This window comes from Teichococcus wenyumeiae (genome assembly GCF_003696345.1).
GTDB classification, from domain to species: domain Bacteria; phylum Pseudomonadota; class Alphaproteobacteria; order Acetobacterales; family Acetobacteraceae; genus Pseudoroseomonas; species Pseudoroseomonas wenyumeiae.
On record NZ_RFLX01000002.1, the window covers coordinates 44,773 to 67,920 of the forward strand.

Annotated in this window: 23 protein-coding genes; 10 read left to right on the plus strand and 13 right to left on the minus strand. The window is 69.6% G+C overall.

Translation table 11 applies throughout. The annotated features are described in order from the left end of the window. Position 1: 1 nt before the first annotated feature. From cheB to EBE87_RS03175, 3 genes are read left to right on the plus strand one after another with little or no spacing between them, the layout of a single operon-like run. Positions 2 to 1,093 (plus strand): chemotaxis-specific protein-glutamate methyltransferase CheB, encoded by a 1,092-nt coding sequence (gene cheB / locus EBE87_RS03165; RefSeq protein ID WP_199726488.1) that lies wholly within the window; start codon positions 2 to 4, stop codon positions 1,091 to 1,093. Continuing rightward, entirely contained in the window at positions 1,090 to 2,766 is a 1,677-nt protein-coding gene (locus EBE87_RS03170) for a response regulator (RefSeq protein WP_120639429.1), read from the plus strand. Before cheB ends, EBE87_RS03170 begins: the two co-directional genes overlap by 4 nt. A 1-nt stretch (position 2,767) precedes the next feature. Further along, a complete protein-coding gene (locus tag EBE87_RS03175) occupies positions 2,768 to 4,669 on the plus strand; it encodes a response regulator (protein ID WP_120639428.1) in 1,902 nt (633 codons plus the stop codon). 6 nt (positions 4,670 to 4,675) lie between these two features. Here EBE87_RS03175 and EBE87_RS03180 read toward each other — a convergent pair whose 3' ends face one another. Both EBE87_RS03180 and EBE87_RS03185 read right to left on the minus strand, forming a co-directional pair. Next, positions 4,676 to 5,221, minus strand: coding sequence for a GNAT family N-acetyltransferase (locus tag EBE87_RS03180; protein ID WP_120639427.1), 546 nt, complete (start codon positions 5,219 to 5,221; stop codon positions 4,676 to 4,678). 388 nt (positions 5,222 to 5,609) lie between these two features. Then, entirely contained in the window at positions 5,610 to 6,668 is a 1,059-nt protein-coding gene (locus EBE87_RS03185; protein WP_120639426.1) for a glycosyltransferase family 4 protein, read from the minus strand. A gap of 181 nt (positions 6,669 to 6,849) precedes the next feature. On the opposite strand from EBE87_RS03185, the gene EBE87_RS03190 reads away from it, so the two are divergent. Beyond that, the gene (locus tag EBE87_RS03190; protein ID WP_120639425.1) at positions 6,850 to 8,694 is read left to right on the plus strand and encodes an ABC transporter ATP-binding protein; all 1,845 of its coding nucleotides are present in this window, start codon (positions 6,850 to 6,852) and stop codon (positions 8,692 to 8,694) included. Positions 8,695 to 8,823: 129 nt separating this feature from the next. Continuing rightward, positions 8,824 to 9,966 carry an acyltransferase family protein gene (locus EBE87_RS03195; RefSeq protein WP_120639424.1) on the plus strand — a complete coding sequence of 381 codons (1,143 nt, stop codon included), beginning with the start codon at positions 8,824 to 8,826 and terminating at the stop codon, positions 9,964 to 9,966. Here EBE87_RS03195 and EBE87_RS03200 read toward each other — a convergent pair. After that, positions 9,945 to 10,157, minus strand: coding sequence for a hypothetical protein (locus tag EBE87_RS03200; RefSeq protein ID WP_120639423.1), 213 nt, complete (start codon positions 10,155 to 10,157; stop codon positions 9,945 to 9,947). The two genes, EBE87_RS03195 and EBE87_RS03200, sit on opposite strands and share 22 nt — an antisense overlap. Before the next feature lie 192 nt (positions 10,158 to 10,349). Between EBE87_RS03200 and rpsD the strand changes: the two genes are divergently transcribed. Then, positions 10,350 to 10,967: a 30S ribosomal protein S4 gene (rpsD, locus tag EBE87_RS03205; RefSeq protein ID WP_120639422.1), complete on the plus strand. Its 618-nt coding sequence runs from the start codon at positions 10,350 to 10,352 to the stop codon at positions 10,965 to 10,967. Between the two features lie 73 nt (positions 10,968 to 11,040). Here the strand turns inward: rpsD and aat are convergent, their stop codons facing one another. The 7 genes from aat to EBE87_RS03240 form a co-directional block, all read right to left on the minus strand. Next, positions 11,041 to 11,724, minus strand: coding sequence for a leucyl/phenylalanyl-tRNA--protein transferase (aat, locus tag EBE87_RS03210; protein ID WP_120639421.1), 684 nt, complete (start codon positions 11,722 to 11,724; stop codon positions 11,041 to 11,043). Positions 11,725 to 11,763: 39 nt separating this feature from the next. Beyond that, on the minus strand, positions 11,764 to 12,471 hold the full coding sequence (locus tag EBE87_RS03215) for an AcvB/VirJ family lysyl-phosphatidylglycerol hydrolase (protein ID WP_120639420.1): 708 nt from the start codon (positions 12,469 to 12,471) through the stop codon (positions 11,764 to 11,766). Between the two features lie 2 nt (positions 12,472 to 12,473). Beyond that, a complete protein-coding gene (gene mprF / locus EBE87_RS03220) occupies positions 12,474 to 15,125 on the minus strand; it encodes a bifunctional lysylphosphatidylglycerol flippase/synthetase MprF (protein ID WP_120639419.1) in 2,652 nt (883 codons plus the stop codon). A 151-nt stretch (positions 15,126 to 15,276) separates the two neighbouring features. Beyond that, positions 15,277 to 16,620, minus strand: coding sequence for an acetyl-CoA carboxylase biotin carboxylase subunit (gene accC, locus EBE87_RS03225; RefSeq protein WP_120639418.1), 1,344 nt, complete (start codon positions 16,618 to 16,620; stop codon positions 15,277 to 15,279). Positions 16,621 to 16,631: 11 nt separating this feature from the next. Then, positions 16,632 to 17,105 (minus strand): acetyl-CoA carboxylase biotin carboxyl carrier protein, encoded by a 474-nt coding sequence (gene accB / locus EBE87_RS03230; RefSeq protein ID WP_122139876.1) that lies wholly within the window; start codon positions 17,103 to 17,105, stop codon positions 16,632 to 16,634. Between the two features lie 24 nt (positions 17,106 to 17,129). Continuing rightward, positions 17,130 to 17,585, minus strand: a complete 456-nt coding sequence (aroQ, locus tag EBE87_RS03235; RefSeq protein WP_120641235.1) for a type II 3-dehydroquinate dehydratase — start codon at positions 17,583 to 17,585, stop codon at positions 17,130 to 17,132. 181 nt (positions 17,586 to 17,766) lie between these two features. Then, the gene (locus EBE87_RS03240; RefSeq protein WP_120641234.1) at positions 17,767 to 18,099 is read right to left on the minus strand and encodes a four-helix bundle copper-binding protein; all 333 of its coding nucleotides are present in this window, start codon (positions 18,097 to 18,099) and stop codon (positions 17,767 to 17,769) included. 196 nt (positions 18,100 to 18,295) lie between these two features. On the opposite strand from EBE87_RS03240, the gene EBE87_RS03245 reads away from it, so the two are divergent. Next, on the plus strand, positions 18,296 to 19,006 hold the full coding sequence (locus EBE87_RS03245) for an outer membrane lipoprotein (protein ID WP_122139877.1): 711 nt from the start codon (positions 18,296 to 18,298) through the stop codon (positions 19,004 to 19,006). A 44-nt stretch (positions 19,007 to 19,050) separates the two neighbouring features. Further along, the gene (thiS, locus tag EBE87_RS03250; RefSeq protein ID WP_199707775.1) at positions 19,051 to 19,263 is read left to right on the plus strand and encodes a sulfur carrier protein ThiS; all 213 of its coding nucleotides are present in this window, start codon (positions 19,051 to 19,053) and stop codon (positions 19,261 to 19,263) included. 9 nt (positions 19,264 to 19,272) lie between these two features. Here thiS and EBE87_RS03255 read toward each other — a convergent pair whose 3' ends face one another. Both EBE87_RS03255 and EBE87_RS03260 read right to left on the minus strand, forming a co-directional pair. Further along, positions 19,273 to 19,866: a DUF2239 family protein gene (locus tag EBE87_RS03255; protein ID WP_120640208.1), complete on the minus strand. Its 594-nt coding sequence runs from the start codon at positions 19,864 to 19,866 to the stop codon at positions 19,273 to 19,275. A gap of 68 nt (positions 19,867 to 19,934) precedes the next feature. Next, on the minus strand, positions 19,935 to 20,639 hold the full coding sequence (locus EBE87_RS03260) for a GNAT family N-acetyltransferase (RefSeq protein WP_233553382.1): 705 nt from the start codon (positions 20,637 to 20,639) through the stop codon (positions 19,935 to 19,937). A 107-nt stretch (positions 20,640 to 20,746) separates the two neighbouring features. Between EBE87_RS03260 and EBE87_RS03265 the strand changes: the two genes are divergently transcribed. Then, a complete protein-coding gene (locus EBE87_RS03265) occupies positions 20,747 to 21,556 on the plus strand; it encodes a ferredoxin--NADP reductase (RefSeq protein ID WP_120640206.1) in 810 nt (269 codons plus the stop codon). A 64-nt stretch (positions 21,557 to 21,620) separates the two neighbouring features. Next, positions 21,621 to 22,550 carry a DMT family transporter gene (locus EBE87_RS03270; RefSeq protein WP_120640205.1) on the plus strand — a complete coding sequence of 310 codons (930 nt, stop codon included), beginning with the start codon at positions 21,621 to 21,623 and terminating at the stop codon, positions 22,548 to 22,550. Positions 22,551 to 22,607: 57 nt separating this feature from the next. Here the strand turns inward: EBE87_RS03270 and EBE87_RS03275 are convergent, their stop codons facing one another. After that, positions 22,608 to 23,096 carry a hypothetical protein gene (locus EBE87_RS03275; protein ID WP_120640204.1) on the minus strand — a complete coding sequence of 163 codons (489 nt, stop codon included), beginning with the start codon at positions 23,094 to 23,096 and terminating at the stop codon, positions 22,608 to 22,610. Positions 23,097 to 23,148 lie beyond the last annotated feature (52 nt).

Sequence of the window (23,148 nt, forward strand, 5' to 3'; positions counted from 1 at the left end):
CATGTCCGATCCTGTTTTCCCTTCGGGCAGCCTGACCCGTCCGCCTGTCCGCGTCATGATCGTCGAGGATTCGACGGTGGTGCGGCGGCTGCTGGCCCATATCGTGTCCGGCGACCCGCGCCTGGTGCTAGCCGCCGCCGTCGCCTCGGCTGAGGAAGCGCTGCGGGAACTGCCGCGCGTGCGGCCGGACGTGATCTCGATGGATATCCGCCTGCCCGGCATGGACGGGCTGGAGGCGACGCGGCGCATCATGGCGGAACAGCCGACGCCCATCGTCGTCATCGCCGACAGCGTGCGGGATTCCACCTTCGGCATCTCCATGAACGCGCTGAAGGCCGGCGCGCTCTCGGTGGTGGAGAAGCCGGTGGGCATCGAGACGGGCGGGCACGAGCAGATCGCCGAGACCATCCGCACCCAGCTCTACATCATGAGCCAGGTGCCGGTGATCCGACAGCGCGGCACCTTGGCCGTCCGCCCGCGCCTGCTGGCCGAGCCGGCGCAGCGGCCGCCGCCGCAGCAGCCGGCGGTGCTGGCCATCGCGGCCTCCACCGGCGGCCCGCCGGCCCTGGCGCAGGTGCTGGGGGCGCTGCCGGCCGATTACCCGCTGCCGGTGCTGCTGGTGCAGCACATGGGCGCCGCCTTCATGGAAGGCTTCGCAAGCTGGCTGAACGGGCTGGTACCACTGAAAGTGGCGCTGGCGCAGGAGGGCGAGGTACCGCAGCCTGGCCGTGTCTATGTCGCACCGGGGGACCGGCACCTGCTGCTCTCCCCCCAGGGCGTGCTGCGCCTGTCCAGCGAGAAGCCGCTGGCCAGCCAGCGCCCTTCCGCCACGATCCTGTTCCGCAGCGTCGCCGCCGCCGCCGGGGAGCGGGCGCTGGGCGTGCTGCTGACCGGCATGGGCGAGGATGGCGCGGTGGGCCTGACCGAGATGCGCCGCGCCGGCGGCTATACCATCACCGAGCATGAAAGCACCGCCGTGGTCTATGGCATGCCGGCGGCGGCGGTGCGGCTGGGCGGTTCCTCCCTCAGCCTGCCGCTGCCGGCCATCGGCCCCCGCCTGGCGCAACTGGGCCGGCGGGAGGCGCAGGCATGAGCACCGGCGCCATCCTGCTGGTCGAGGATTCCGAGACCCAGGCCCTGCAGATGCGCCGGCTGCTGGAGGGCGAGGGCTTCACCGTCCAGCGCGCCGCCACGGCCGAGGCGGCGCTGGAAGCGCTGAACGGCACCCTGCCGGACCTGGTGATCGCCGATTACCACCTGCCCGCCATGAATGGCGACGAGCTGGTGCGCCGCGTGCGGCTGAACCACCGCACCCGCGCCATCGCCGTGCTGATGCTGACCGAGGCGCGGGAGCGGGAGCTGGAGCGCCAGGGGCTGGAAAGCGGCGCCGATGCCTATGTGGCGAAATCGGCCGGGCAGGACCTGCTGCTGCTGCGCATCCGCGCCCTGCTGCGCGGCCGTGGCGGCGAGGCCCCCGCCCCCGCCAGCACCCAGGACAGCGCCTTCCGCCGCACCCGCCTGCTGCTGGCCGAGGACAGCCTGACCCAGCGCCTGGCGCTGATGGCGCAGCTGACGCGGGAAGGCCATGAGGTGGAGGTCGTCTCCGACCCGGAGGCCGCCCTGGCCACCCTGCGGCAGGACCCCGCCGGCTGGGATGGCGTGCTGCTGAACGCCGCCACCGCCGGCTTCGATGGCGTGGCGCTGGTGGCGGCGCTGCATGGCTTCCGGGGCGAGACCGGCGCGTCCTTCCAGATCGTGGCACTGGTGCAGGAGGGTGCCCAGGCCCTGCCCGGCCAGCTTTTCGCCGCCGGCGCCGACGAGCTGATCCCGAGCCCGGCGCCGCCGGAGACGCTGAGCGTCCGGCTGCGCGCCGCGCTGCGCCGCAAGCTGCTGCTGGACGAGGAGCGCCGCGCCGCCGCCGAATCGCGCGAGCGGGCGCTCACCATCGAGCGCGCCCAGGCCAAGGCCGCCATGGCCGAGGCGCTTTCCCGCGCCAACGAGGAGCTGGAGGAAGCCAACCGCCAGCTGCGCGAGACCCAGACCCGGCTGGTGCAGGCCGCCAAGATGGCCTCGCTGGGCGAGCTGGTGGCCGGCATCGCGCATGAGATCAACAACCCGCTCGCCTTCATCCTGGCGCATCAGGGCACGGTGGAGCGGCTGCTGCGGCGGCTGGAGGAACAGACGCCGCCGGAGGCCGAGACGGCATCGCTGGTCGCCCGCTGCCGCGACCGCGTCGGCTCCATGACGCTGGGGCTGACGCGCATCCAGGACCTTGTCGCCAACCTGCGGAAATTCTCCCGCAGCGACGATGGCGCCTTCCAGCGGGTGAATGTGCCGGAGGCGCTGGAGACGGTGCTGACCCTGCTCAGCCCCAAGCTGGGCGAGCGCGTGGTGGTGCAGCGCGAGTTCCAGGGCGCCGAGGAACTGGTCTGCCTGCCCGCGCTGTTGAATCAGGTCGTGATGAACCTCGTCTCCAATGCCGCCGATGCCATTCCCGGCGAGGGCCGCATCACCATCGCGACCCGCAGCGACTGGCGCAGCTATTCCATCGAGATCCGCGACAGCGGCCCCGGCGTGCCGGAGGAATTGCGCGAAAAGGTCTTTGAGCCTTTCTTCACCACCAAGCCTGTGGGGCTGGGGACTGGCCTTGGCCTCGCCATCGCCTACAATGTGGTGGCCGCTCACGAGGGCAGCATCACCGTTGGTGCCGCGCCGGAGGGCGGCGCCTGTTTCACGGTCAGCGTGCCTGTGCGAACTGAACCCTAGTATGCCGGATACAATGACGCAGCCCATGGGGAGCGACCGGCGCCGGGGAACCCTTCTCGTCGTCGATGACGAGCCGGAGATCCTGACGGCGCTGGAGGACCTGTTTGAAGAGGACTTCCGTGTCCACGCCGCCCGGTCGGGCGCCGAGGGACTGGAGATCCTTCGGCGTGCGCCGGATGTGGATGTCATCATCTCCGACCAGCGCATGCCAGGCATGACCGGCGATGCCTTCCTGGCCCAGGCGCGCGAGATCAGCCAGGCCGAGGCGCTGCTGCTGACTGGCTATGCCGAGCTGGACGCGGTGATCAGCGCCGTGAACAAGGGCCGCATCGCCTTCTACGCGCCCAAGCCCTGGGACCCGGAAGGGTTGCGGAGCATGGTGCTGAGCGCCATGGAGCGCCACCGCCTGGCGCGTGCGCTGGAAACCGAGCGCGCGCTGCTGCGGGGCCTGCTCGACGCTTCCTCGGACCCCTTGTCCTTCAAGGACCGCAACGGCCGCTTCATCCGCCTGAACGCCGCCAAGGCGGAGGCGCTGGGCGGCACGGTCGAGAGCCTGCTGGGCCAGCGGGAAAGCACGCTGCTGCCGCCCGAGGCCGCCGCCGCCCTGGTGATGGCGGAACAGGAGGTGATGCAGAGCGGCCAGGGCACCGACCAGACCGGCCTGGCGGCGGGTGAGGCAGGGTCCCGCTGGGTGCGGGTGCAGCGCCTGCCGATTCCGGGCCGCGACGGCCATGCCACGCATCTGGCCACCATCGAGCATGACCTGACCGAGCAGCGCATGCTGGAAGAGCGGCTGCGGCAGGCGGAGAAGATGCAGGCCCTGGGCACCATGGCCGGCGGCGTGGCGCATGACTTCAACAACCTGCTGACGGCCATCCTGGGCAGCCTGGACCTGCTGCTGCAATCCGGCACGCATGACGCGCGTGGCGAGATGCTGCTCAAGACCGCCATCACCGCCGCCGAGCGCGGCTCGGCCCTGACGCGCCGGCTGCTGAGCTTCAGCCGCAAGCGGGAATTGCAGCTGCGCCCCGCCGACCTGAACCGCATGGTGCAGGAAATGGACGGGCTGCTCAGCCGCAGCCTGGGCGAGCAGGTGACGGTGCGCCATGCGCTGGGAGAGCACCTCTGGCCCGCGCTGGCGGACCAGGAGCAATTCGCCCTCGGCCTGCTGAACCTCTGCATCAACAGCCGCGATGCCATGCCCGATGGCGGCGTCATCACCCTCTCCACCCGCAATGTCTCGGTGGCGGAGGAAGAGGTGCCGGACCTGCATCCCGGCGACTACGTCGTGCTCGGCGTGGCCGATACCGGCACCGGCATGCCGCCGGAGGTCATGGCCAAGGCCTTCGAGCCCTTCTTCACCACCAAGGAAGTGGGCAAGGGCACCGGGCTGGGCCTGTCCATGGTCTATGGGCTGGCGCGGCAATCGGGCGGCACGGTGACGCTGGACAGCCGGCCGGGCGAGGGCACGCTGGTCGAGGTTTATCTGCCCCGCTCCGACTGGTCCGGTGCGTCCAGCCAGGTGCCGGAAGGCCAGGCGCCGGCCTGCCATTCCTGCCGCGTGCTGGTGGTGGACGACGATGCCGCCGTGCGCGGCATCACCACCACCTTCCTGAACGAGCTGGGGCACAGCACGCTGGAAGCCGCCGATGGCGCCGCCGCCCTGGCGCTGCTGGAAGCCGGGGAGCAGGTAGACCTGCTGGTGACGGATGTCGCCATGCCCGGCATCTCCGGCGCCGAGCTGGCAACCCGGGTGCGGGCCCGCTGGCCGGAGATGCCGGTGCTGCTGCTGACCGGCTATGCCGACCCGGCGATGCAGTCCGATGGCTTCCCCGTGCTGCGCAAGCCCTTCCGGCAGACCGAGCTGGCGCGGCAGGTGGCGGCGGTGCTGCGCCGGGGCTGAGCACGCTCAGCCCGGCGGCGCCTCGCTCAGCACCGCCTGCAGCATCACCATGTCCAGCCAGCGGCCGAACTTGCAGCCCACCTGCGGCATCAGCGCCACGCGGTTGAAGCCCAGCTTTTCGTGCATGCGGATGGAAGGCAGGTTGGCGGCGTCGATCGAGGCCACCATCACGTGCTTGCCCAGGCCGCGCGCCTCTTCCATCAGCGTCGCCACCAGGGTCTGGCCGATGCCGCGGCCCCGCGCGTCCTCACGGATATGGACGGAATGTTCCACCGTGTGGCGGAAGCCGTCCCAGCCGTTGCGGAAGTCGCTGAAGGCGGCGAAGCCCAGGATGCCGCCGCCCTGGATGCAATCGGCCACCAGCACCGGATAGCCCCAGTCCCAGCGCTTGCGCATCCAGGCCAGCCGCTCCTCCAGCGTTTCGGTGCGGTCGGTATAGATGGCGGTGGTGTGCAGGATCACGTCGTTGAGGATGCTCAGGATGCCGGGCGCATCGGCTTCCTCCGCCATGCGCAGCACCCAGCCGGCGGGATTGGCGACCAGGGGGCTCATGTCCTGCCTCCCCTGCCGAGGCTCAACGGCCTTCGCCGGATGCCTCCGGGCCTTGCGAATTTCCTGCCCCGGTGAGGGATGTCAGCGGCATTCCGCTGGTCGGAAAAGGCTTGGAAGATCGACAGGGTATCGCCCATTGGCCGCCCGCACTGCTGAGATACTGAACATGCCAGCTATCGCGGACACGACAGTTCCTGAGAACTAGCACACAAGGCTGCGAGAAAGAGAGATATTCTTTACCAGTGCCGCATCCGTGAGCACGGATTCTCGTCATCCATCTCACTCATTTCTTGCGCGTTTTGATCGAACAGCGGCGCCGCACAGTGGAATGAAAAGACCCCGCCGGAGAACCGGCGGGGCCTGAAAATACCTGCGAGAAAGGGTGTGCTTACTCAGCAGCCATCATCAGCTCGGCGGCGCGGCTATGCGCCAGTTCCTGGTACAGCGCGACATAGTCCTCGGCCATGCGGCGGGCGGTGAAGCGCTTCTCGAACTGGGCGCGCACGGCGGCACGGGGCAGCGCCTTGACACGCTCCACGGCGGCGACGGCTTCCTCCATGCTGGTGACGGAGAAGCCGGTGATGCCGTCATCCACCACCTCGGGTACCGAGCCATGGCGGAAGGCGATCACGGGCGTGCCGCAGGCCATCGCCTCGATCATCACCAAGCCGAAGGGCTCGGGCCAGTCGATCGGCGTCAGCAGCGCGCTGGCGCCGGACAGGAACTCGGGCTTCTGCTGCTCGTTGATCTCGCCGATGAACTCGACCAGCGGATGCGCCATCAGCGGGCGGATCTTCTGCTCGTAGTAATCGACATCCACCCGGTCCACCTTGGCCGCGATCTTGATCGGCGTGTTGGTGGCGATGGCGATCTCGATGGCACGGTCGCAGCGCTTCTCGGGCGCGATGCGGCCCAGGAAGGCCAGGTAGCCCGGCGTCATGTCGGTGCGCGGGGTCAGCAGCTTCTCCGGCAGGCCATGATAGATGGTGCCGACGAAATTGGCCTGCGGCAGCGGCTTGCGCTGGTCGTTGGAGATCGAGACCACCGGCACGTCGCGGAAGGCGTCGAAGACCGGCTGCAGTTCCGGCAGGTCCAGCCGCCCGTGCAGCGTCGTCACCATCGGCGTGCTGGCGCGGGAAAACAGCGAGAACGGCAGGTAGTCCAGGTGGAAGTGCAGCAGGTCGAATTCGTGCCGGCGGCGGTAGACCGTCTCCAGCATCATGGCCAGTGGCGCATTGGTGTCGCGCACCGAGGGGTCGAGCCGCAGCGCCTTGGCGCTCATCGGCGCCAGGGTGGCCGAGGTGATGGAATCGCCACTGGCGAAGAGCGTGACCTCGTGGCCGAGCTCCACCAGACCCTCGGTGAGGTAGGAGACGATCCGCTCGGTGCCACCGTACAGCTTCGGCGGCACGGCTTCCGTCAGGGGAGCGATCTGGGCGATACGCATCGGGTTCCGTTCTCCGTCGTGTTTGGCCTGGAACGCAACCTGGGGGACGAATGCGGTTTGGATTCGGCAAGCATCGCCACGATTCTGACGTGATGCCGTTGTTTCCTCCGTAATCACCACGAAGGCGGGCCACCTCACGTCTTTGTGCACCGCGATACGAGCCAGGAGGCGCTGACTCCCCATGCAGCCTACCGAGACACAGCCCGCCCCGGCGCAGGACGCCACCCACGGCATGCGCCCGCAGGACGCGCCGGAAGTGCTGCGCTACGCGCACCGGCCCGTGGCCTTCCTGCTCCGCCACCTGAAGCCTTATGCGGGCTCGCATATCGCCACCATGCTGGCGGTGCTGGGCGCGGTCGGCTGTTCCGTCGGCGCGAATTACGCGGTGAAGCACCTGATCGACACGCTGTCCGGCAATCCGTCGCAGATCGGCGCCACCGCCGTCTGGACGGCCTTCGCCATCCTGGCGGGCGTCATCACGGCCGATAACATGCTCTGGCGCGTCGGCGGCTGGATCGCGGCGGACCGCTTCCCGCGCGCCACCGCCTCCATGCGGGCCGAGCTGTTCCGCCACCTTGCTGGCCATGCCCCTGGCTATTTCGCCAACCGCTCCGCCGGCACCCTGGCCAGCCGCATCAGCGCCACCGGCACGGCGGCCTTCACCCTGCTGCAGAACTTCACCTGGCATACCGTGCCGCCCGCCGTGGCCGTGGTGCTGGCCATCGGCTTCCTGGCCAGCGTGGACCCGATCATGGCCGGCTGCCTCGTGGTCGCCGCCGGCACCCTGGCCGCCGGCGTCGCCACCCTGGGCCGCCGGGGCGAGAAGCTGCACGACACCTTCGCCGGCCGCGCCGCCGCCGTGGATGGCCAGCTGGTGGACGTGGTGCAGAACTTCGCCCTGGTGCGCGCCTTCGGCGCCTTCGGGCGGGAGGGCGCGCGGCTGGACCAGGCGCTCGGCGCCGAAACCTCTGCCCGCCGCGCCAGCCTGCGCTACCTGGAGAAGCTGCGGCTGGTGCATGGCGCCGCCACCGCCGTGCTGACCGCCTGCCTGCTGGGCTGGGCCGTGCACCTGTGGCAGATCGGCCGCGCCACCACCGGCGACATCGTGCTGGTCTGCACCCTCGGCTTCACCATCCTGCATGCCTCCCGCGACCTCGCGATGGCGCTGGTGGACCTGACGCAATACGTGGCCCGGATGCGGGAGGCGCTGTCCGCCCTGCTGGTGGCGCATGACATGCCGGACGTGCAGAACGCCAAGACCCTGGCGCCCCATGGCGGCGAGGTGGTGTTCCAGGACATCACCTTCCGCTACCCCGCCGCCCCCGCTGGCAGCGCGCCGATCCTGCGCCACATGCAGCTGGAGATCCCGGCCGGGCAGAAGGTGGGCGTGGTCGGCCGCTCCGGCGCCGGCAAGTCCACCCTGCTGACCCTGCTGCAGCGCCATGCCGCGCCGCAGGAAGGCAAGGTGACCATCGATGGCCAGGACATCGCCCTGGCGACGCGGGAAAGCCTGGCGGAGATGATCGCGGTCGTGCCGCAGGATGTCTCGCTCTTCCACCGCACGGTGCTGGAGAACATCCGCTACGCCCGCCCGGATGCCTCGGATGCCGAGGTGCTGGCCGCCGCCGAGGCCGCCCGCTGCCGCGAGTTCATCGAGGCGCTGCCCGAGGGCTTCGACACCATCGTCGGCGACCGTGGCGCCAAGCTCTCCGGCGGCCAGCGGCAGCGGCTGGCGATTGCCCGCGCCCTGCTGAAGAACGCCCCCATCCTGCTGCTGGACGAGGCGACCTCCGCCCTCGACTCCGAAAGCGAGGCCGAGGTGCAGGTGGCACTGGACCGGCTGATGGAAGGCCGCACCGTGATCGCGGTGGCGCACCGGCTGGCCACCCTGTCCAACTTCGACCGTATCGTGGTGATGGATGCCGGCCAAGTGGTGCAGGACGGCTCGCCCGAGATGCTGATGCGCCGCCCGGGTCCTTACCAGGACATGGTGCGCCGCCAGTCCGAGGCGCTGATGGCGGCCTGAGCCGCCCGGCACCCACTGAACAGGGGAAGGCCCGCGCCTTCCCCTTTTTCATGCCCTGCCGCCGGCTACCAAGGCGCTGGCGCCGCGGCGGCTTTCCTGCCATGCCCCGCCGCCTGGCAGGAGAGCAGGATGCAGGAGTCAGCCGGCGGCAAGGTGATCTTCGCGGACCAGTTGCGCGGCATCGCGGCGCTGCTGGTCGTGCTGAGCCATCTGGTCGGTGTCTATTGGCTGGAGCCGGAAGTGGTCGGCATAGTGACCGGCGCCCCCTGGGATATCCTGCCCCGCCCCCCGGCCGCGACCATGCTGGAGCTGCTGCCCTTCAACCCGGGCCCATTGGGGGTGGCGCTGTTCTTTCTGATCAGCGGCTTCGTCATCCCCTTTTCCTTCCGCCACCATGACCGCCGCTCCTTCCTGCTGGCGCGGGCGCTGCGGATCTACCCGACCTATCTGGCGGCGCTGTTCCTCGGGCTGGCGGTGCGGGCGGCCTCCTGCGCCTATTGGGGCCAGCCAACTGGGGTGCATCCGCTGGCGGTGCTGGCCAATGCGCTGCTGCTGCACGACCTTGTCGGCATCGGCAACCTCGACCTCGTCAACTGGACGCTGGTGATCGAGCTGAAGTTCTACCTGCTCTTCGCCTTCGCGCAGCCGCTGCTGCTGCGCTGGCGCCACGGCTTCGTGCTGGGGCTGGCGGTGGTGGCGCTGGGCATCAACCTGCTGGCGGCGCTGGCCATGCCGCTGCTGCCGGGCCGGGCAGGCTTCGCCGTGGCGGGCCTGGCGCAGGAGGCAATGTTCCTGCCCTTCATGCTGCTGGGCACGCTGTTCTTTCTGCGTATGCAGGGGCGCCTGGGGTGGATGGCGCTGCTGGGCAGCTCAGCCCTCGGCATGGCGTTGTTTCTGTTGAGCTGGAAGTACGGGCCGCGCGGCGGCACCTATGATTCGGCGGCCCTCAGCTATGCCTGGGGCCTCGCCATCTTCACGCTCTGCTTCCTGGCCAGGGGCTGGGTGGCGCCGGTGGCGGTGCTGCACCACCTGGCCAGCATCAGCTACCCGCTCTACCTCGTCCATTCCATCCTGGGCTTCGTGCTGCTGCGGCTGCTGATGCTGCGCTTTGGCCTGGGCTATGGCCCTGCCCTGGTGCTGGCCCTGCTGGCCGCCCTGGTCCTGGCCTGGGCGCTGCACCACCTGGTGGAGCGGCGCAGCATCGCCTGGGGCAAGGCGCTGGGCCGTGCCCCCGGCGCGGCGCGGGCGCCTCAGCCGGTCAGCCCGGCCTGACGCGCCAGCCGCTTGGCCTGCCAATAGCCCAGCAGGCCGGACACCGGCGCTGCGGGCAGCACCAAAATCCAGCCGGCATGCACGCTGTTGACCACCAGCCCAAGGCCGATCCCCAGCATCAGCCCACCCACCAGGCTGCCCGTCACCCCGGCCGTCAGGCCCAGGATCAATAATTGTGCGCGTGTCACCATGAATCGGCAGTAGGCGGCGGCAACAGGTTTGACAAGCCACAGGACCGGCGGCTAAACGCCGGCTCCCTTCCGGGAAAGCGGGTGCAGGCTTGTTCTGTGCCCCGCCCTTGGCATGCCCGCCTCGGGACTACCGGGACAATCAGCGACATCCAGCCACAAGGCCGGGGCGCATCAGAACAAGGAGCCCGCCGCATGACGAAGCGCGCGGAAAGCAAGTACAAGATCAATCGCCGCCTCGGCGTGAACCTGTGGGGCCGTGCGAAGTCCCCCATCAGCAAGCGCGAGTATGGCCCCGGCCAGCACGGCCAGCGCCGCAAGCAGAAGCCGACCGACTTCGGCATCCAGCTGATGGCCAAGCAGAAGCTGAAGGGCTACTACGGCAATATCGGCGAGAAGCAGTTCCGCAAGTACTACGAAGAGGCCGTGCGCCGTAAGGGCGACACCTCCGAGAACCTGATCGAGCTGCTGGAGCGTCGCCTGGATGCGGTGATCTACCGCATGAAGCTGGCGATGACGCCCTTCGCCGCCCGCCAGTTCGTGAACCATGGCCACATCACGGTCAATGGCAAGCGCGTCAACATCCCCTCCTACCTGGTCCGCGACAACGACGTGATCGAGGTGAAGGAGAAGTCGAAGCAGCTGGTGGCCGTGCTCGACGCCGCCCAGTCCGGCGAGCGCGACGTGCCGGAGTACATGGAAGTGGACCACCGCCAGATGAAGGGCCGCTACCTGCGCGCGCCGAAGCTGGCCGACGTTCCCTACCCGGTGCAGATGGAACCGAACCTGGTGGTCGAGTTCTACTCCCGCTGATGATGGCGGAGGGGGTTCGCCCCCTCCCCTCCACGGGTGGCATCAAAAGGCGCTTCGGCGCCTTTTCGTGTTTTCAGGGCCCTGTCTTTGGCAGTGGGGCGCGCAGGGCGCGGAACTCCTCCTCCAGCCCTTCCGGCGCCGGCAGCCAGCGCGCCGGCTGTTCCAGCGCCTTGGCCAGCCGCTGGCGGTAGAGGGCGCGCGGGATTTCCACCGCGCCGAACTGGCTGAGATGCCCGGTGATGAACTGGGTATCGAGCAGCGTGAAGCCACCCAGCCGCAGCCGCGCCACCAGATGCACCAGCGCGACCTTGGAAGCATCCCGCGCCCGGCTGAACATGCTTTCCCCGAAGAAGGCGCCGCCCAGCGCCACGCCGTAAAGGCCGCCCACCATGCGGCCTTCCTGCCAGACCTCGACCGAATGGCCGACACCCATGGCATGCAGCGCGTTGAAGAGCTGCTCGATCTCCGGGTTGATCCAACTGTCCTCCCGCCCCGGCGCCGGGGCGGCGCAGAGCGCGATGGTCTGGGCGAAATCGGCATCCGCCGTGACGGTGAAGGCGCCGGAGAGCAGCGTGCGGGCCAGCCGGCGCGGCAGGTGGAAGCCCTGCAGCGGCAGGATGCCGCGCATCTCCGGGTCCAGCCAGTAGAGCTGGCCGGCCGTGCGGGATTCGGCCATCGGGAAGAGGCCGGCGCGATAGGCGCGCAACAAGAGGTCGGGGGTGATTTGCACCGTGTGGCGGGACACGGCGCCTAGCATGGACCGGGAGGCCCACCCCGCGCCAGGGCCACGGGCCGCTTAAGCGGGCGGCGGCGGCAGGCGGGCATAGATGCGGTCCGCCAGGGCGCGGTAGTCGCCGTCGAAATGGTGCCCGCCCTTGATGCCGATGACCTCGGCGGGCGGGGAAGCGAAGGCGGTGCAGCCGGTATTGGCCGCCTCTTCGGTGCCATAGACGCATTGCACCAGTTCGGGCGGCAGGCCGGGCACGTCCGGCAAGGTTGGCACGGCGGTGGGGCGCCCCATGCCCAGGAAATCGCCCACGCGGATCTCGAAGGCCGCTTCCTTGGCGAAGCCCAGAAGGGAAATCAGCGCCACGCGGTCCCGCGTCTCCTGCTTCAGCCGGGGCCAGGTGCCGGGCAGGATATCGGCGCCAAAGGAATAGCCGATGATGGCTACCTTCGGGATGTTCCACTTCCGCGCGTAGAGCGCGATCACCCGGTCCAGCTCCGCCGCCACGGCTTCGGGCGTGCGGCGGGTCCAGAACCAGTTGAGGCAATCGAAGCCCACCACCGACATGCCGCGGTTGCGGAAGTTCCGCCCCAGCGTGCGGTCGATATCCCGCCAGCCGCCATCGCCGGAGAGGATCAGGCCGAAGACATCCGGGCGTGGCGTCTTCTTGGTGGCAGGCAGTTCCACCAGCCACTGGGAGGTATCGCGCTGCGCCAGGGCCGGCCGCGCCAGCAGCCCGGCGCCCAGGCCGGCAAGCAGAAGACGGCGCTCGATCATGCTCACTTCCCGATCACTCCACGCAGGCCGCCGGATTGCAGGGCGGCCACATCCGCCAGCACCACCCAGGGGTCCAGCCCCCCGGCGGTGCAGAGGTAGCGGGGCTCCCACACCGGGTCGAACTTCTCCTTGAAGGCGCGCAGGCCGCGGAAGTTGTAGAACCGCTCACCCCGGTGGAAGACCAGCCCGCCCAGCCGGTACCAAATCGGCGCCAGCCGGTGCGCGGCCAGGCCGGAGAGCGGCGCCATGCCGAGGTCGAAGAAGGCATAGCCCTGCTCCTTCGCCATCATCAGCAGCCGGGTGAACAGGAAATCCATGGTGCCCGGCGGCATGTCCGGGCGGTGGCGCATCAGGTCCACCGACATGTCGCTGCGCGCATGCGGCGTATCCAGCAGCGTCGCGAAGGCGATGACCTGCCGGTCCGCCCCACGCACCACCGCCACCGGCTGGCTGGCGACGTAATTCGGCTCGAAGGCGCCCAGGGAGAAGGCCTTCTCTCGCGCCTTGTGCTGTTCCAGCCAGAGGCGGGAGACTTCCGCGAGTTCCGGCAGCACGGGCGGCACCTCCTCCGGCCGCAGCACCTCGAAGGTGATGCCCTCGCGCTCGGCGCGGTTGACGGCGGTGCGCAGGGCCTGCCGGGCCTTGCCCTTCAGCTCGAAGGCCGCGAGGCGGACGCGGGCGGCCTCCCCCAGCTTCAGCGGCTGCAAGCCGGCATCGATATAGAGCGGCAGCGTATCCGGCCGCACCTGATAGAAGGCGGCGCGGCCGCCCTGGGCATCGGCCAGTTCCACGAAGCGCCAGACCAGTTCCACCCGCTGCGTCGCCGGCCCCACGGGGTCGTAGAGCGCGATCCAGGACCGGCCCCGGCGGCCATACATGATGAAGGCATCGCCCTCCGGCGACATCAGCAGCGCCTTGTCGCCCATGCGGACCAGATTGGCATCCGCCCGGTCCTGCGCCTCCACGATCGCCACGGCGCGGGCCAGTTGCTCGGGCGTGGGGCGGGCCACGCGGGTCTGGGCCGGGCGCAGCAGCGCCCAGAGGCCGGCGGCGCCGGCGATCAGCACCATCGCCAGGGTGGCGCGCATGGCGCGGGGCGCATTCTCGTCCAGCTCGAAGCGCCACCAGAGCTGGCGGGAATATTCCACGTCCCGGTGCGCGAAGAAGAGCAGCCAGGTGGCGGCCGCCACCACGCAGGCCACGGCCAGCCACCAGCCGGGGCTCAGGCTGGGGGTCAGCATCCGCGCGCGGCGGTCGAAGCGCCGGCGGGAGGTCAGCAGCGCCACCGCCAGCAGGGCCAGCAGCGAAAGCTCCAGAAAGCCACTGCCGCGCAGGGTGGAGAGCACCAGCCCGCCCGCCGCCAGCACCAGGGCCAGCCACCAGGCGCCGTCCAGCCGGTGCGCCAGCCCATTAGCCACGAAGAGCAGCAGCAACCCGCCCACCGAGGAAAGCAGGTGCGAGACCTCGAACAAGGGCTGCGGCACCGGCAGGTTGAAGCCGGGCTCGAAGACATCCACCGGCGGCGCGATGCCGCCCAGCACCAGCGCGGCGCCGGCGCCGAAGGCCAGCACGGCCAGGAAGCGCGGCATCAGCCGTGTGGAGGCCCGCAGCGCCCGCGCGCCGCCCTTCAGGGCCGGCACCCGGTGGCGCAGCTCGAAGCCGCTCAGCAGCACGATGGCGACGATCAGCGGCAGCACGAAATACACGGCGCGGTAGAGCAGCAGCGCCGCCGCCACCTGGTCCAGCGGCACCTCGCTGCCACGGAAGGCAATCAGCACCACGGCATCGAAGACGCCGATGCCGCCCGGCAGGTGGCTGGCCGCGCCGATGGCGATGGCCACCACGTAGAGCGCGATGAAGGAGGGCAGGTCCACCGCCCCTTCCGGCAGCAGCAGCCAGAGCACCACCGCCGCGAAGCCGAGGTCGATGACCGAGATGACGCCCTGGGCCAGCACCAGCTTCGGGCTGGGCACGCGGAAGGTGACGGGGCCGAGCCGCAGCGCCGTGCGGCGCAGCCGCCCCACCACCGCGATGCCCGCCATGGCCAGCAGGCAAAGCGCCGCCAGCCCGCGCAGCAGCGGCGCCGGCAGGTTGAACCATTCCTGCATCTGCCCGGCCTTCAGCAGCACGCCCAGGGCGGCCACGAAGAAGATGCCGGTGGAGAAGCTGGCGGTGACGAAGACCAGGATGCGGGCGATCTGGCTGGGCTTCACTCCGGCGGCGGCATAGATGCGCCAGCGCACCGCGCCGCCCGTGAAGGCGCCCACCCCCATGCTGTTGCTGAGCGCGAAGCCGCAGAAGGCCGCCAGCGCCGCGATGCGCGGCGGCACCGGCGGCTGCGGCCCGACATGCCGCACCGCCGAAAGGTCGTAGCCGATCATGGCCGTGTAGCTGATGGCCGCCGCCAGCACCGCCAGCAGCAGCACCGCGTTGCTCTTGGCCGCCAGGGCGCTGGCCACGGCGGCATAGTCCAGCTCGTCCGACAGGCGGTCGAGCGCGAAGAAGGCCAGGCCCGCCATGATCAGCCCGGCCGCCAGCAGCAGCCAGGGCTTCAGCACCGCCAGCCGCAACCCGGCCGCCGCCGGAGGCGTGTCGGCTTCCGTTGCGTCGCCGCGCAGGTCGTCGCGCGGCTCTGTGGTGGTGGCTCCGTTCATCAGGGCTCCCGTTTAGCCATGCGACTGCGCGATGACGGCATAGGTCGCCTCCCGCACAACAATGACGTTGTGCAGGGGATGCCGGTTTCCGATGGCGAAAGCGTGAAGTTGATGGCGCGAGGCGGGAACCCGTCACGGGTTCCCGCCCGGCTCAGTCCTTCAGGCCGACGAAGCGTTCCAGCCAGTGGATGGTGTAGTCGCCACTCTGGAACTGCGGGTCGTTCATGATGCGCTGGTGCAGCGGCAGCGTGGTCTTGATGCCGTCCACCACCATTTCCTCCAGCGCCCGGCGCATGCGGGCGATGGCCTCGGCGCGGGTGGTGCCATGCACGATCAGCTTGGCGACCAGGCTGTCGTAGTTGGATGGCACGGAATAGCCGGAATAGAGCGCGCTATCGACCCGCACGCCCAGGCCGCCCGGGGCATGGAAAGTGGTCACCCGGCCCGGGGAAGGCACGAAGGTGTCCGGGTCCTCGGCGGTGATGCGGCATTCGATGGCATGGCCGCTGAAGCGCACGGCCTCCTGGCCATAGCCCAGGGGTTCGCCCGCCGCGATGCGGATCTGTTCCTTCACCAGGTCGACGCCCGAGACCATCTCGGTCACCGGATGCTCCACCTGCAGGCGGGTGTTCATCTCGATGAAGGAGAACTGGCCGTCCTGCCACAGGAATTCCAGCGTGCCGGCATTGCGGTAGCCGAGCTTGGAAAGGCCCTGCGTCACCTGCGCGCCGATCTCCTCGCGCTCACCCGGCGTCAGGGCGGGGGAACCCGCTTCCTCGACCAGCTTCTGGTGGCGGCGCTGGAGCGAGCAGTCGCGCTCCCCGAAATGCACCACGTTGCCGTACATGTCGGCCAGCACCTGCAGCTCGATATGCCGCGGGCGGTCGAGGTACTTCTCCAGGTAGACGGCGTCGTTGCCGAAGGCGGCCTTGGCCTCGGTGCGGGCGACGCGCCAGGCCTCCTCCAGCTCATCGGCGCTCAGCGCCACCTTCATGCCGCGCCCGCCGCCGCCGGCGGCGGCCTTGATCAGCACGGGGTACTTCACCCGCTCCGCGACCTCGCGCGCCTCTTCCAGGCTGCCCAGCGCGCCGTCGCTGCCGGGGACCAGCGGCACGCCGAGGGAGCGCATCGCGTCCTTGGCGGCGATCTTGTCGCCCATCATGCGGATATGCTCGGCCGTCGGGCCGATGAAGGCCAGCCCATGCGCCTCCACCATCTCGGCGAAGTCGGCATTCTCCGAGAGGAAGCCGTAGCCGGGGTGGATGGCCTCGGCGCCCGTGATATGCGCGGCCGAGAGGATGGCCGCCATGTTCAGGTAGCTGTCGCGGGCCAGCGGCGGGCCGATGCAGACGCTTTCATCCGCCAGCCGCACATGCATGGCGGTGGCATCGGCGGTGGAATGCACCGCCACAGTGCGGATGCCCATCTCCCGGCAGGCGCGGTTGACGCGCAACGCGATCTCGCCGCGATTGGCGATCAGCACCTTCTTGAACATGGCGATGCGCCTTACTCGACCACCAGCAGGGGGGCGCCGTATTCCACCGGGGCGCCGCTTTCCACCAGGATGCGGGTCACGGTGCCGGCCTTGGGGGCCTTGATCTGGTTGAAGGTCTTCATCGCCTCGATCAGCATCACCGTCTGGCCGGCGGCGACCTTGGCACCCACGGAGATGAAGGGCGTGGCGCCCGGCTCCGGCGCCAGATAGGCGACGCCCACCATCGGCGAGGTGATGACGCCCGGGGTCGCGGCGCTGATCTCGGTGGTGGCGGCCGGAGTCGCGGCCGGGGCGGCGGCGGCGGGCGCGGCCACGGGGGCGGGCGCCGGCGCGGCGGCATATTGCACGACCGGGGCGGCGGCCATGGCGCGGGTCACGCGGAGGCGGCTCTCGCCGTCAGCCAGCTCGATCTCGCTCAGGTCGGTTTCCCGCAGGATCTGCGCCAGGGCGCGGATGGCCTCCGGGTCAAAGGAAATGCCGCTCACTTCATCTACCTCGTATTCGGTGCGTCAGGCGTCTTCGGCCTGGGCCAGGATGCCGGCGATGCCGCGCAGCGCCAGCGCATAGCCATGGGGCCCCAGCCCGCAGATCACGCCCTGCGCGGCACGCGAGACATAGGACAGGTGCCGGAAGGATTCCCGGCGGTGGATATTGGTCAGATGCACCTCCACCACCGGCAGGTCGGATGCCAGCAGGGCATCCATCAGCGCGATGGAGGTATGGGAATAGCCGGCCGGGTTGATCACGATGCCGGAGGCGATGCTGCGCGCCTCCTGCACCCAGGAGATCAACTCCCCCTCGATGTTGGTCTGGCGGAAATCGATCGCCAGGTCGAGCGCATCGGCCGTCTCGGCGCAGAGCGCCTCGATGTCGTCGAGCGTCTCGGTGCCGTACAGCGTCGGCTCCCGGGTGCCGAGCATGTTCAGGTTGGGGCCGTTCAGCACCAGGATGAGGGGCGGGTTCACGATTTTGCGCGTCCAGGGACTTTTCCGGTGGATTTCTCCACTTCAGCGCCGCCTAGCACGGTGCAATTCCGCACCGCAAGCGGCGCCGACGGCGGCACGGGCCCGTCCCCCCCGCCACGGCGGGTCTTTCCCCTGCGTCAGGCCAGCCCGAATGAACGGACGGCCATGCCTGCCACGCGTCTCAGGCAGCCATGGCGCGGCAGGTTTCGGCGCAGGCGCGGCAGGCGGCGACGCAATCCTCCATGCCGCCGACTCGCTCGCAGTCCTTGGCGCATTCGGTGCAGATCTCGGCGCATTCGGCACAGGTATGCTTGTGGTGCGGCGTGCCCAGCAGCATGAAATGGGCCGAGGTGCGGCAGATCTCGGCACAGGCCAGCATCAGCCGGGCATGGTCCGGCTTGGTGTGCTCACCGCCCATTTCCAGGCAATGGCCGGCGAAGCCGGAGAGGCAGACGGTGTAGCAATTCAGGCAGGCATCCACACAGGCACGCATCTGGGGGGAGAGCTTGTGCATGATCGCTCCTTCCGATTTGGGGGGATGCCGGTTTGAACAGGCCCCGCGCCGGATCGTTGCCCCTGCCCCGGGTGGAAATCGGTGCCCGCCCGGCTCTTTTGCGCCGCAGGGCAGGGTTGGCACCGGCATGGGATGACAGCCGACGGCGCAGTCCCTACCTTCCGGCCGGTTTTCCACCGCAGCGGACGCAACGGCCTTGCACTCCTTCTCCGGCGCCAGACTTCTTCTCATCCCCGTGCTGATGGCGGGGCTCGTCTCCTGCGGGTCCGATTATTCGCCCGACACCTATGCCAGCCGGGCCATGCAGCAGGCGAACAAGGTGGAGCAGGGCACGATCGTCGGCGTGCGCCCGGTGCAGATCTCGGCCGATGGCACCACCGGCGCCGCCTCCGGCGCGGCGGCGGGCGGCGTGGTGGGCACCCGCGTCGGCGGCGGCGACATCACCTCGGCCTTCGGCGGCATCGGCGGCGGGCTGCTCGGCGGGCTGATCGGCGCCGCGTCCGAGAAGGCCATCGGCAATACCAACGGCTTTGAATACATCGTCCGCAAGGGCAATGGGGAGCTGGTCTCGGTGGCGCAGAAGGACCAGGTGGCGCTGGCGCTGGGGCAGAAGGTGCTGGTGATCGCCGGCGCCCAGGCCCGCATCGTGCCGGATTACACCGTGCCGCCGGAACCGCCGGCCGAGGCCGCCGCCTCCCGTGCCCATGCCGCCGAGCCCACCCACACGCCCCCCGCCGGTGGCACCGTGCAGGGCGCCGGCCCCCTGCCCGCCCCGCAGGCCGAGTCCCTGCCGCCGCCCGCGGCCGCGGCCGCCAGCCCGGCGCCTGCCGCCGTCCCGGCCGCGCTGCCCCTGCCTTCCGCCATCAACCCGGCGCCGATGCTGGGCGCCGCCGCCCCGGCATCCTGACGCGGCGCTTGCCCTGGCGGCGGGGTTCTCCCATCTTCCGCGCCATGGCGAAGATGATCGCGATCACGGTGAACGGCGAAAGCCGGGCCATTGCTGCGTCAGCCACGGTGGCGGTGCTGCTGGGCTCACTGGGCTTCGACAGCCGCAAGGTGGCGGTGGAGCGGAACCTGGAGATGGTGCCCAGCACCGCCTATGGCGCCACCAGCCTGGTGGACGGCGACAGGCTGGAGATCGTGCATTTCATCGGCGGGGTCTGAGGCCGATATTCAGTCGCCGGCCGCCACAGCCTCTTCAGACCCTGCCGGGTTGAGCGCCCCTTCCGCCAGCTGCCTGGCATGGCGGCCGATATCCTCCGGCCAGACCTCCGTCAGCCGCTCGAAGCGCACGCGGTCGCCGGCATAAAGGGCGCGCACCGCTTCCTCGAAGCCCGGGCGGTCACCGGCCATGGTATGCATGAAGCGGTAGCAGGCTTCCTGCGCCATGCGCTTGTAGTCGGTGTCGCTGTAGGTGCGGCGGGCTTCCTCCACCAGCTTGCGCAGGGCGACGGAGGCGCCGCCGGGCTGCTGGCTCAGCCATTCCCAGTGGCGCGGCAGCAGCGTCACCTCCCGCGCCACCACGCCCAGCTTGGGGCGGCCGGGGCGGCGGGGCGGCGGCTCCAGCCGACGCAGCACCTCTTCAGGCTGGCCACGCAGGTCCAGTTCCACCAGGCGGCTGGTGCGGTCGTCAAAGATCAGGACGGGCGCTTCTGCGCCACCGTCCAGCGCCTCCTTGGCGCGCATGGCCACTTCCGGCAGCTCGCCTTTGGCCAGCAGCCGGGTACCCTCGAAGGCGGAATAATGCGGTGGCAGCCAGTCGGGCATATCGTTGCTTCCTTTGCACGACCGATAAGGCCGGGCGCCGGAAGCACGCAAATTAAACCCGGGTCATATTATGCCAAGGTAAGGCTGTGGCGGGCGGTGCCCCGGTGGTCGAAATTGCTGTCATCGAGCCAGCGCAGGATGGCATCGCGGCGGCTCGGCCATTCCTCGTCCAGGATGGAGAACCAGGCCGTGTCACGCCGCCGGCCCTTCACCACCAGATGCGCCCGGTGCTCGCCCTCAGAGACGAAGCCCAGCCGCGCAGCAGCACGGCGGGAGGGAGCATTGAGCGCGTTGCACTTCCACACCAGCCGGCGGTAGCCCAGGTCGTCCATGGCATGGCGCATCAGCAGGAACATCGCCTCGGTGGAAGCGCGGCTGCGCTGCATCCGTGGCGCGAACCAGATATGTCCCAATTCGATGGCCGCATTGGCGGGCTGGATGTCCATCAGCGTCAGCCAGCCGGAGGCGAGGCCGGAGACATGCGGCCGCACCGCCCAGGCCATGGGGTCGTGCGTGGTGGCGAAGCCGCCCAGGAAGCGGCGGAAGGACGCGAAATCCGCGAAGGGGCCGTAGCCCAGATAGGCCCAGCTTTCCTCCGTGCCGCCATTCGGCCCCTGCCCCTGCATGGACTGCCACAGTTCCTCGGCATGGCGGATGCCCAGCGGCTCCAGCGTCACCGAGGCGCCGCGATGCGGCACGCGGGCGGGCAGCGGGCGGGGGGTGGAGTCCACTTCGGGGCCCAAGGGCGGGGTGGCGTCAGGGGGCATGCTCATGATAGGGCCAAGGCTCGCCGCAACCGCGCTCCCTGGCAAGCCGTGGCGCCTTCCTGCCCTTGGCCCTTTCACTTGCCTGGCACACAGGAAAAGACCATCTCCCCATCATGAACGCCGAGACCCGCCCGCCGCTGAAGGCCGCCCATCCCGCTTATTTCACCGAAACGGTGGAACAGGTGCATCACTGGACGGACCGCCTGTTCAGCTTCCGCTGCACCCGCAACCCGACGCTGCGCTTCCAGGCCGGGCAATTCGTCATGATCGGGCTGATGGTGGAAGGAAAGCCGCTGGTGCGCGCCTATTCCGTCGCCTCCGCGCCCTTTGACGAGCACCTGGAATTCCTCTCCATCAAGGTGCCGGACGGGCCGCTGACCAGCCGCCTGCAGCATATCCGCCCGGGCGACGAGATCCTGGTGGGCAAGAAGTCGGTCGGCACCCTGGTGCCGGACGCGCTGCTGCCGGGCAAAACGCTGTGGCTCTACGGCACCGGCACCGGCCTCGCGCCCTTCATGTCGCTGATCCGCGAGCCGGAGGTCTATGACCGCTTCGACAAGATCGTGCTGCTGCACGGCGTGCGCGAGGTGAAGGAGCTGGCCTACCAGGACTTCATCGAGAAGGAACTGCCGCAGGACGAGTTCCTGGGCGAGATGGTGGCGCCCAAGCTGGTCTATTACCCGACCGTGACGCGCGAGCCCTTCCGCAACCAGGGCCGGGTGACCGACCTGATCCGCAGCGGCAAGCTCTTCTCCGACCTCGGCCTGCCCGCCTTCACGCCCGAGCATGACCGCATCATGCTCTGCGGCAGCCCGGAGATGCTGGCGGAAACCAAGGAGCTGCTGGAAGGCATGGGCTTCGAGGAAGGCGCCAACAGCCGCCCCGGCCAGTACGTGATCGAGAAGGCCTTCGTCGAGAAATAAAACCCGGCGAAAACGGCAAGCGTAAGTTGGACCGAATCGCGGGCAGGGTCCACCGTCGCGCTCCATGAGCGCGACGTCAGCCACCTCCCCCTCCCCTGCCGCGATGCCGGCGCGCATGGCCACCCGGAAGGTCGACTGGCTGAACCTGGTGGTGGCCGTGCTGCTGATGGGGGCGGGCTGGCCCCTCACCCGCTTCGCGGTCACCGAAGGCGCGCCGACGCTCTGGCTGCTGTTCGGGCGCATCGGCCTGTCCTGCCTGGTCTGCGCGGCGGCGATGCTGGCCCTGGGGCGGCTGCGCTGGCCCGGCCGGGCGGACTGGCCGGCGCTGCTGACGCTGGGGTTGTTGCAGATCACGGGCTTCTTCACCCTCGGCTATATCGCCGTCGCCTGGATACCGGCGGGGCGCACCGCCATCCTCTCCTGCGCCACCACGCTCTGGGTCGTGCCGCTCTCGGTGCTGCTGCTGCGGGAGGCGATTCCGCCGCGCCGCTGGCTAGCTGCCCTGCTCGGCCTCGGCGGCGTCATGGTGATGAGCAGCCCCTGGAGCATCGACTGGTCCTCCCCCGCCGTGCTGCTGGGCCATGCGCTGCTGCTGGGCGCCGCCCTGTGCTGGGCCGGTGCCATCGTGGTGCTGCGCCGCTTCCCGCCCGGCCGCCCGATGCTGGAACTGCTGCCCTGGTGCTTCGGCCTCGCGACGCTGCTGACCCTGCCGCTGGCTCTGACCCAGCCGCTGGGGCAGTGGAATGCCCGCGCCCTGTCCGCCCTGGCCTTCCTGGGCGTGGTGGTCGGGCCGGTGGCGCTCTGGTGCTCCGCGCAGGTGCAGATGCGGATGCCGGCGGTGGTCTCCTCCATTGGCCTGCTGCTCAGCCCGGCGGCGGGGCTGGTGCTTTCCACCCTCTGGCTGGGAGAGGCGTTGGGCCTGGACCTGGCAATCGGCACCGGGATAATCCTGGGCGGCGCCATCATCGCCGCCTGGCCGCGCAAAGCCGCCTGAGCATCACTGGCGGCGCGAAGCGGCCGGCTGTCTTTCAGCCGACCGCCTTCAGCGGGCTTAACGGCCCGGCTTGCCGAAGGTCTTGAGCACAGGCTCGGACAGGTCTGCCACAGCGTAGCGCGGCTTCGGCTCCTTCTGGAGGGAGACGACAGAGACGGTGATCTCCAGCGGGCTCTTGTAGCGGGGTATGTCGACCGCAATCGGCGTCGGCTCCATGCTGTTCAGATCGAAGCTGCGGCTGACCGCCACCCGCTTCTGACGCCGCACCTCGATCTTGAGCTGGACCGGGCAGGATTCCGCCACCGCCAGCTGCGCCTGGAACTCCAGCTTCGCGGAAGCCTTGGGGTCCGGCATCATCCAGCTCACCGCCGAGACGGCATCCTCCGCCACGGCGGCATGGATGCGGAAGCCTTCCTCCGTCTTGCGCGACCATTCGCTGTGGCTCGTGACGCTGGCCGTGCCAAAAGGATAGTCCGTGGCCAGGGTCTTGTCCTGCGAGGTCTTGGTTCGCTCGGGAAAATGCAGGGCGATGGTGTCTTTGAGCATGGTTCTCGCTTATGCGGCTGTTTCGCTGCGCGCAGCTTCCCATAATCACGGA

Bases quoted from the DNA above. Each gene is read 5' to 3' on its own strand.
- EBE87_RS03175 (WP_120639428.1), top strand. From the start codon at position 2,768: ATGCCGGATACAATGACGCAGCCCATGGGGAGCGACCGGCGCCGGGGA.
- EBE87_RS03260 (WP_233553382.1), bottom strand. From the start codon at position 20,639: ATGAGCATGCCCCCTGACGCCACCCCGCCCTTGGGCCCCGAAGTGGAC.
- mprF (WP_120639419.1), bottom strand. From the start codon at position 15,125: ATGAACGGAGCCACCACCACAGAGCCGCGCGACGACCTGCGCGGCGAC.
- thiS (WP_199707775.1), top strand. From the start codon at position 19,051: ATGGCGAAGATGATCGCGATCACGGTGAACGGCGAAAGCCGGGCCATT.
- EBE87_RS03190 (WP_120639425.1), top strand. From the start codon at position 6,850: ATGCAGCCTACCGAGACACAGCCCGCCCCGGCGCAGGACGCCACCCAC.
- EBE87_RS03255 (WP_120640208.1), bottom strand. From the start codon at position 19,866: ATGCCCGACTGGCTGCCACCGCATTATTCCGCCTTCGAGGGTACCCGG.
- accC (WP_120639418.1), bottom strand. From the start codon at position 16,620: ATGTTCAAGAAGGTGCTGATCGCCAATCGCGGCGAGATCGCGTTGCGC.
- EBE87_RS03195 (WP_120639424.1), top strand. From the start codon at position 8,824: ATGCAGGAGTCAGCCGGCGGCAAGGTGATCTTCGCGGACCAGTTGCGC.
- aat (WP_120639421.1), bottom strand. From the start codon at position 11,724: ATGCTAGGCGCCGTGTCCCGCCACACGGTGCAAATCACCCCCGACCTC.
- EBE87_RS03200 (WP_120639423.1), bottom strand. From the start codon at position 10,157: ATGGTGACACGCGCACAATTATTGATCCTGGGCCTGACGGCCGGGGTG.
- cheB (WP_199726488.1), top strand. From the start codon at position 2: ATGTCCGATCCTGTTTTCCCTTCGGGCAGCCTGACCCGTCCGCCTGTC.
- EBE87_RS03275 (WP_120640204.1), bottom strand. From the start codon at position 23,096: ATGCTCAAAGACACCATCGCCCTGCATTTTCCCGAGCGAACCAAGACC.
- EBE87_RS03240 (WP_120641234.1), bottom strand. From the start codon at position 18,099: ATGCACAAGCTCTCCCCCCAGATGCGTGCCTGTGTGGATGCCTGCCTG.
- EBE87_RS03185 (WP_120639426.1), bottom strand. From the start codon at position 6,668: ATGCGTATCGCCCAGATCGCTCCCCTGACGGAAGCCGTGCCGCCGAAG.
- EBE87_RS03170 (WP_120639429.1), top strand. From the start codon at position 1,090: ATGAGCACCGGCGCCATCCTGCTGGTCGAGGATTCCGAGACCCAGGCC.
- EBE87_RS03270 (WP_120640205.1), top strand. From the start codon at position 21,621: ATGAGCGCGACGTCAGCCACCTCCCCCTCCCCTGCCGCGATGCCGGCG.
- EBE87_RS03215 (WP_120639420.1), bottom strand. From the start codon at position 12,471: ATGATCGAGCGCCGTCTTCTGCTTGCCGGCCTGGGCGCCGGGCTGCTG.
- rpsD (WP_120639422.1), top strand. From the start codon at position 10,350: ATGACGAAGCGCGCGGAAAGCAAGTACAAGATCAATCGCCGCCTCGGC.
- EBE87_RS03180 (WP_120639427.1), bottom strand. From the start codon at position 5,221: ATGAGCCCCCTGGTCGCCAATCCCGCCGGCTGGGTGCTGCGCATGGCG.
- EBE87_RS03265 (WP_120640206.1), top strand. From the start codon at position 20,747: ATGAACGCCGAGACCCGCCCGCCGCTGAAGGCCGCCCATCCCGCTTAT.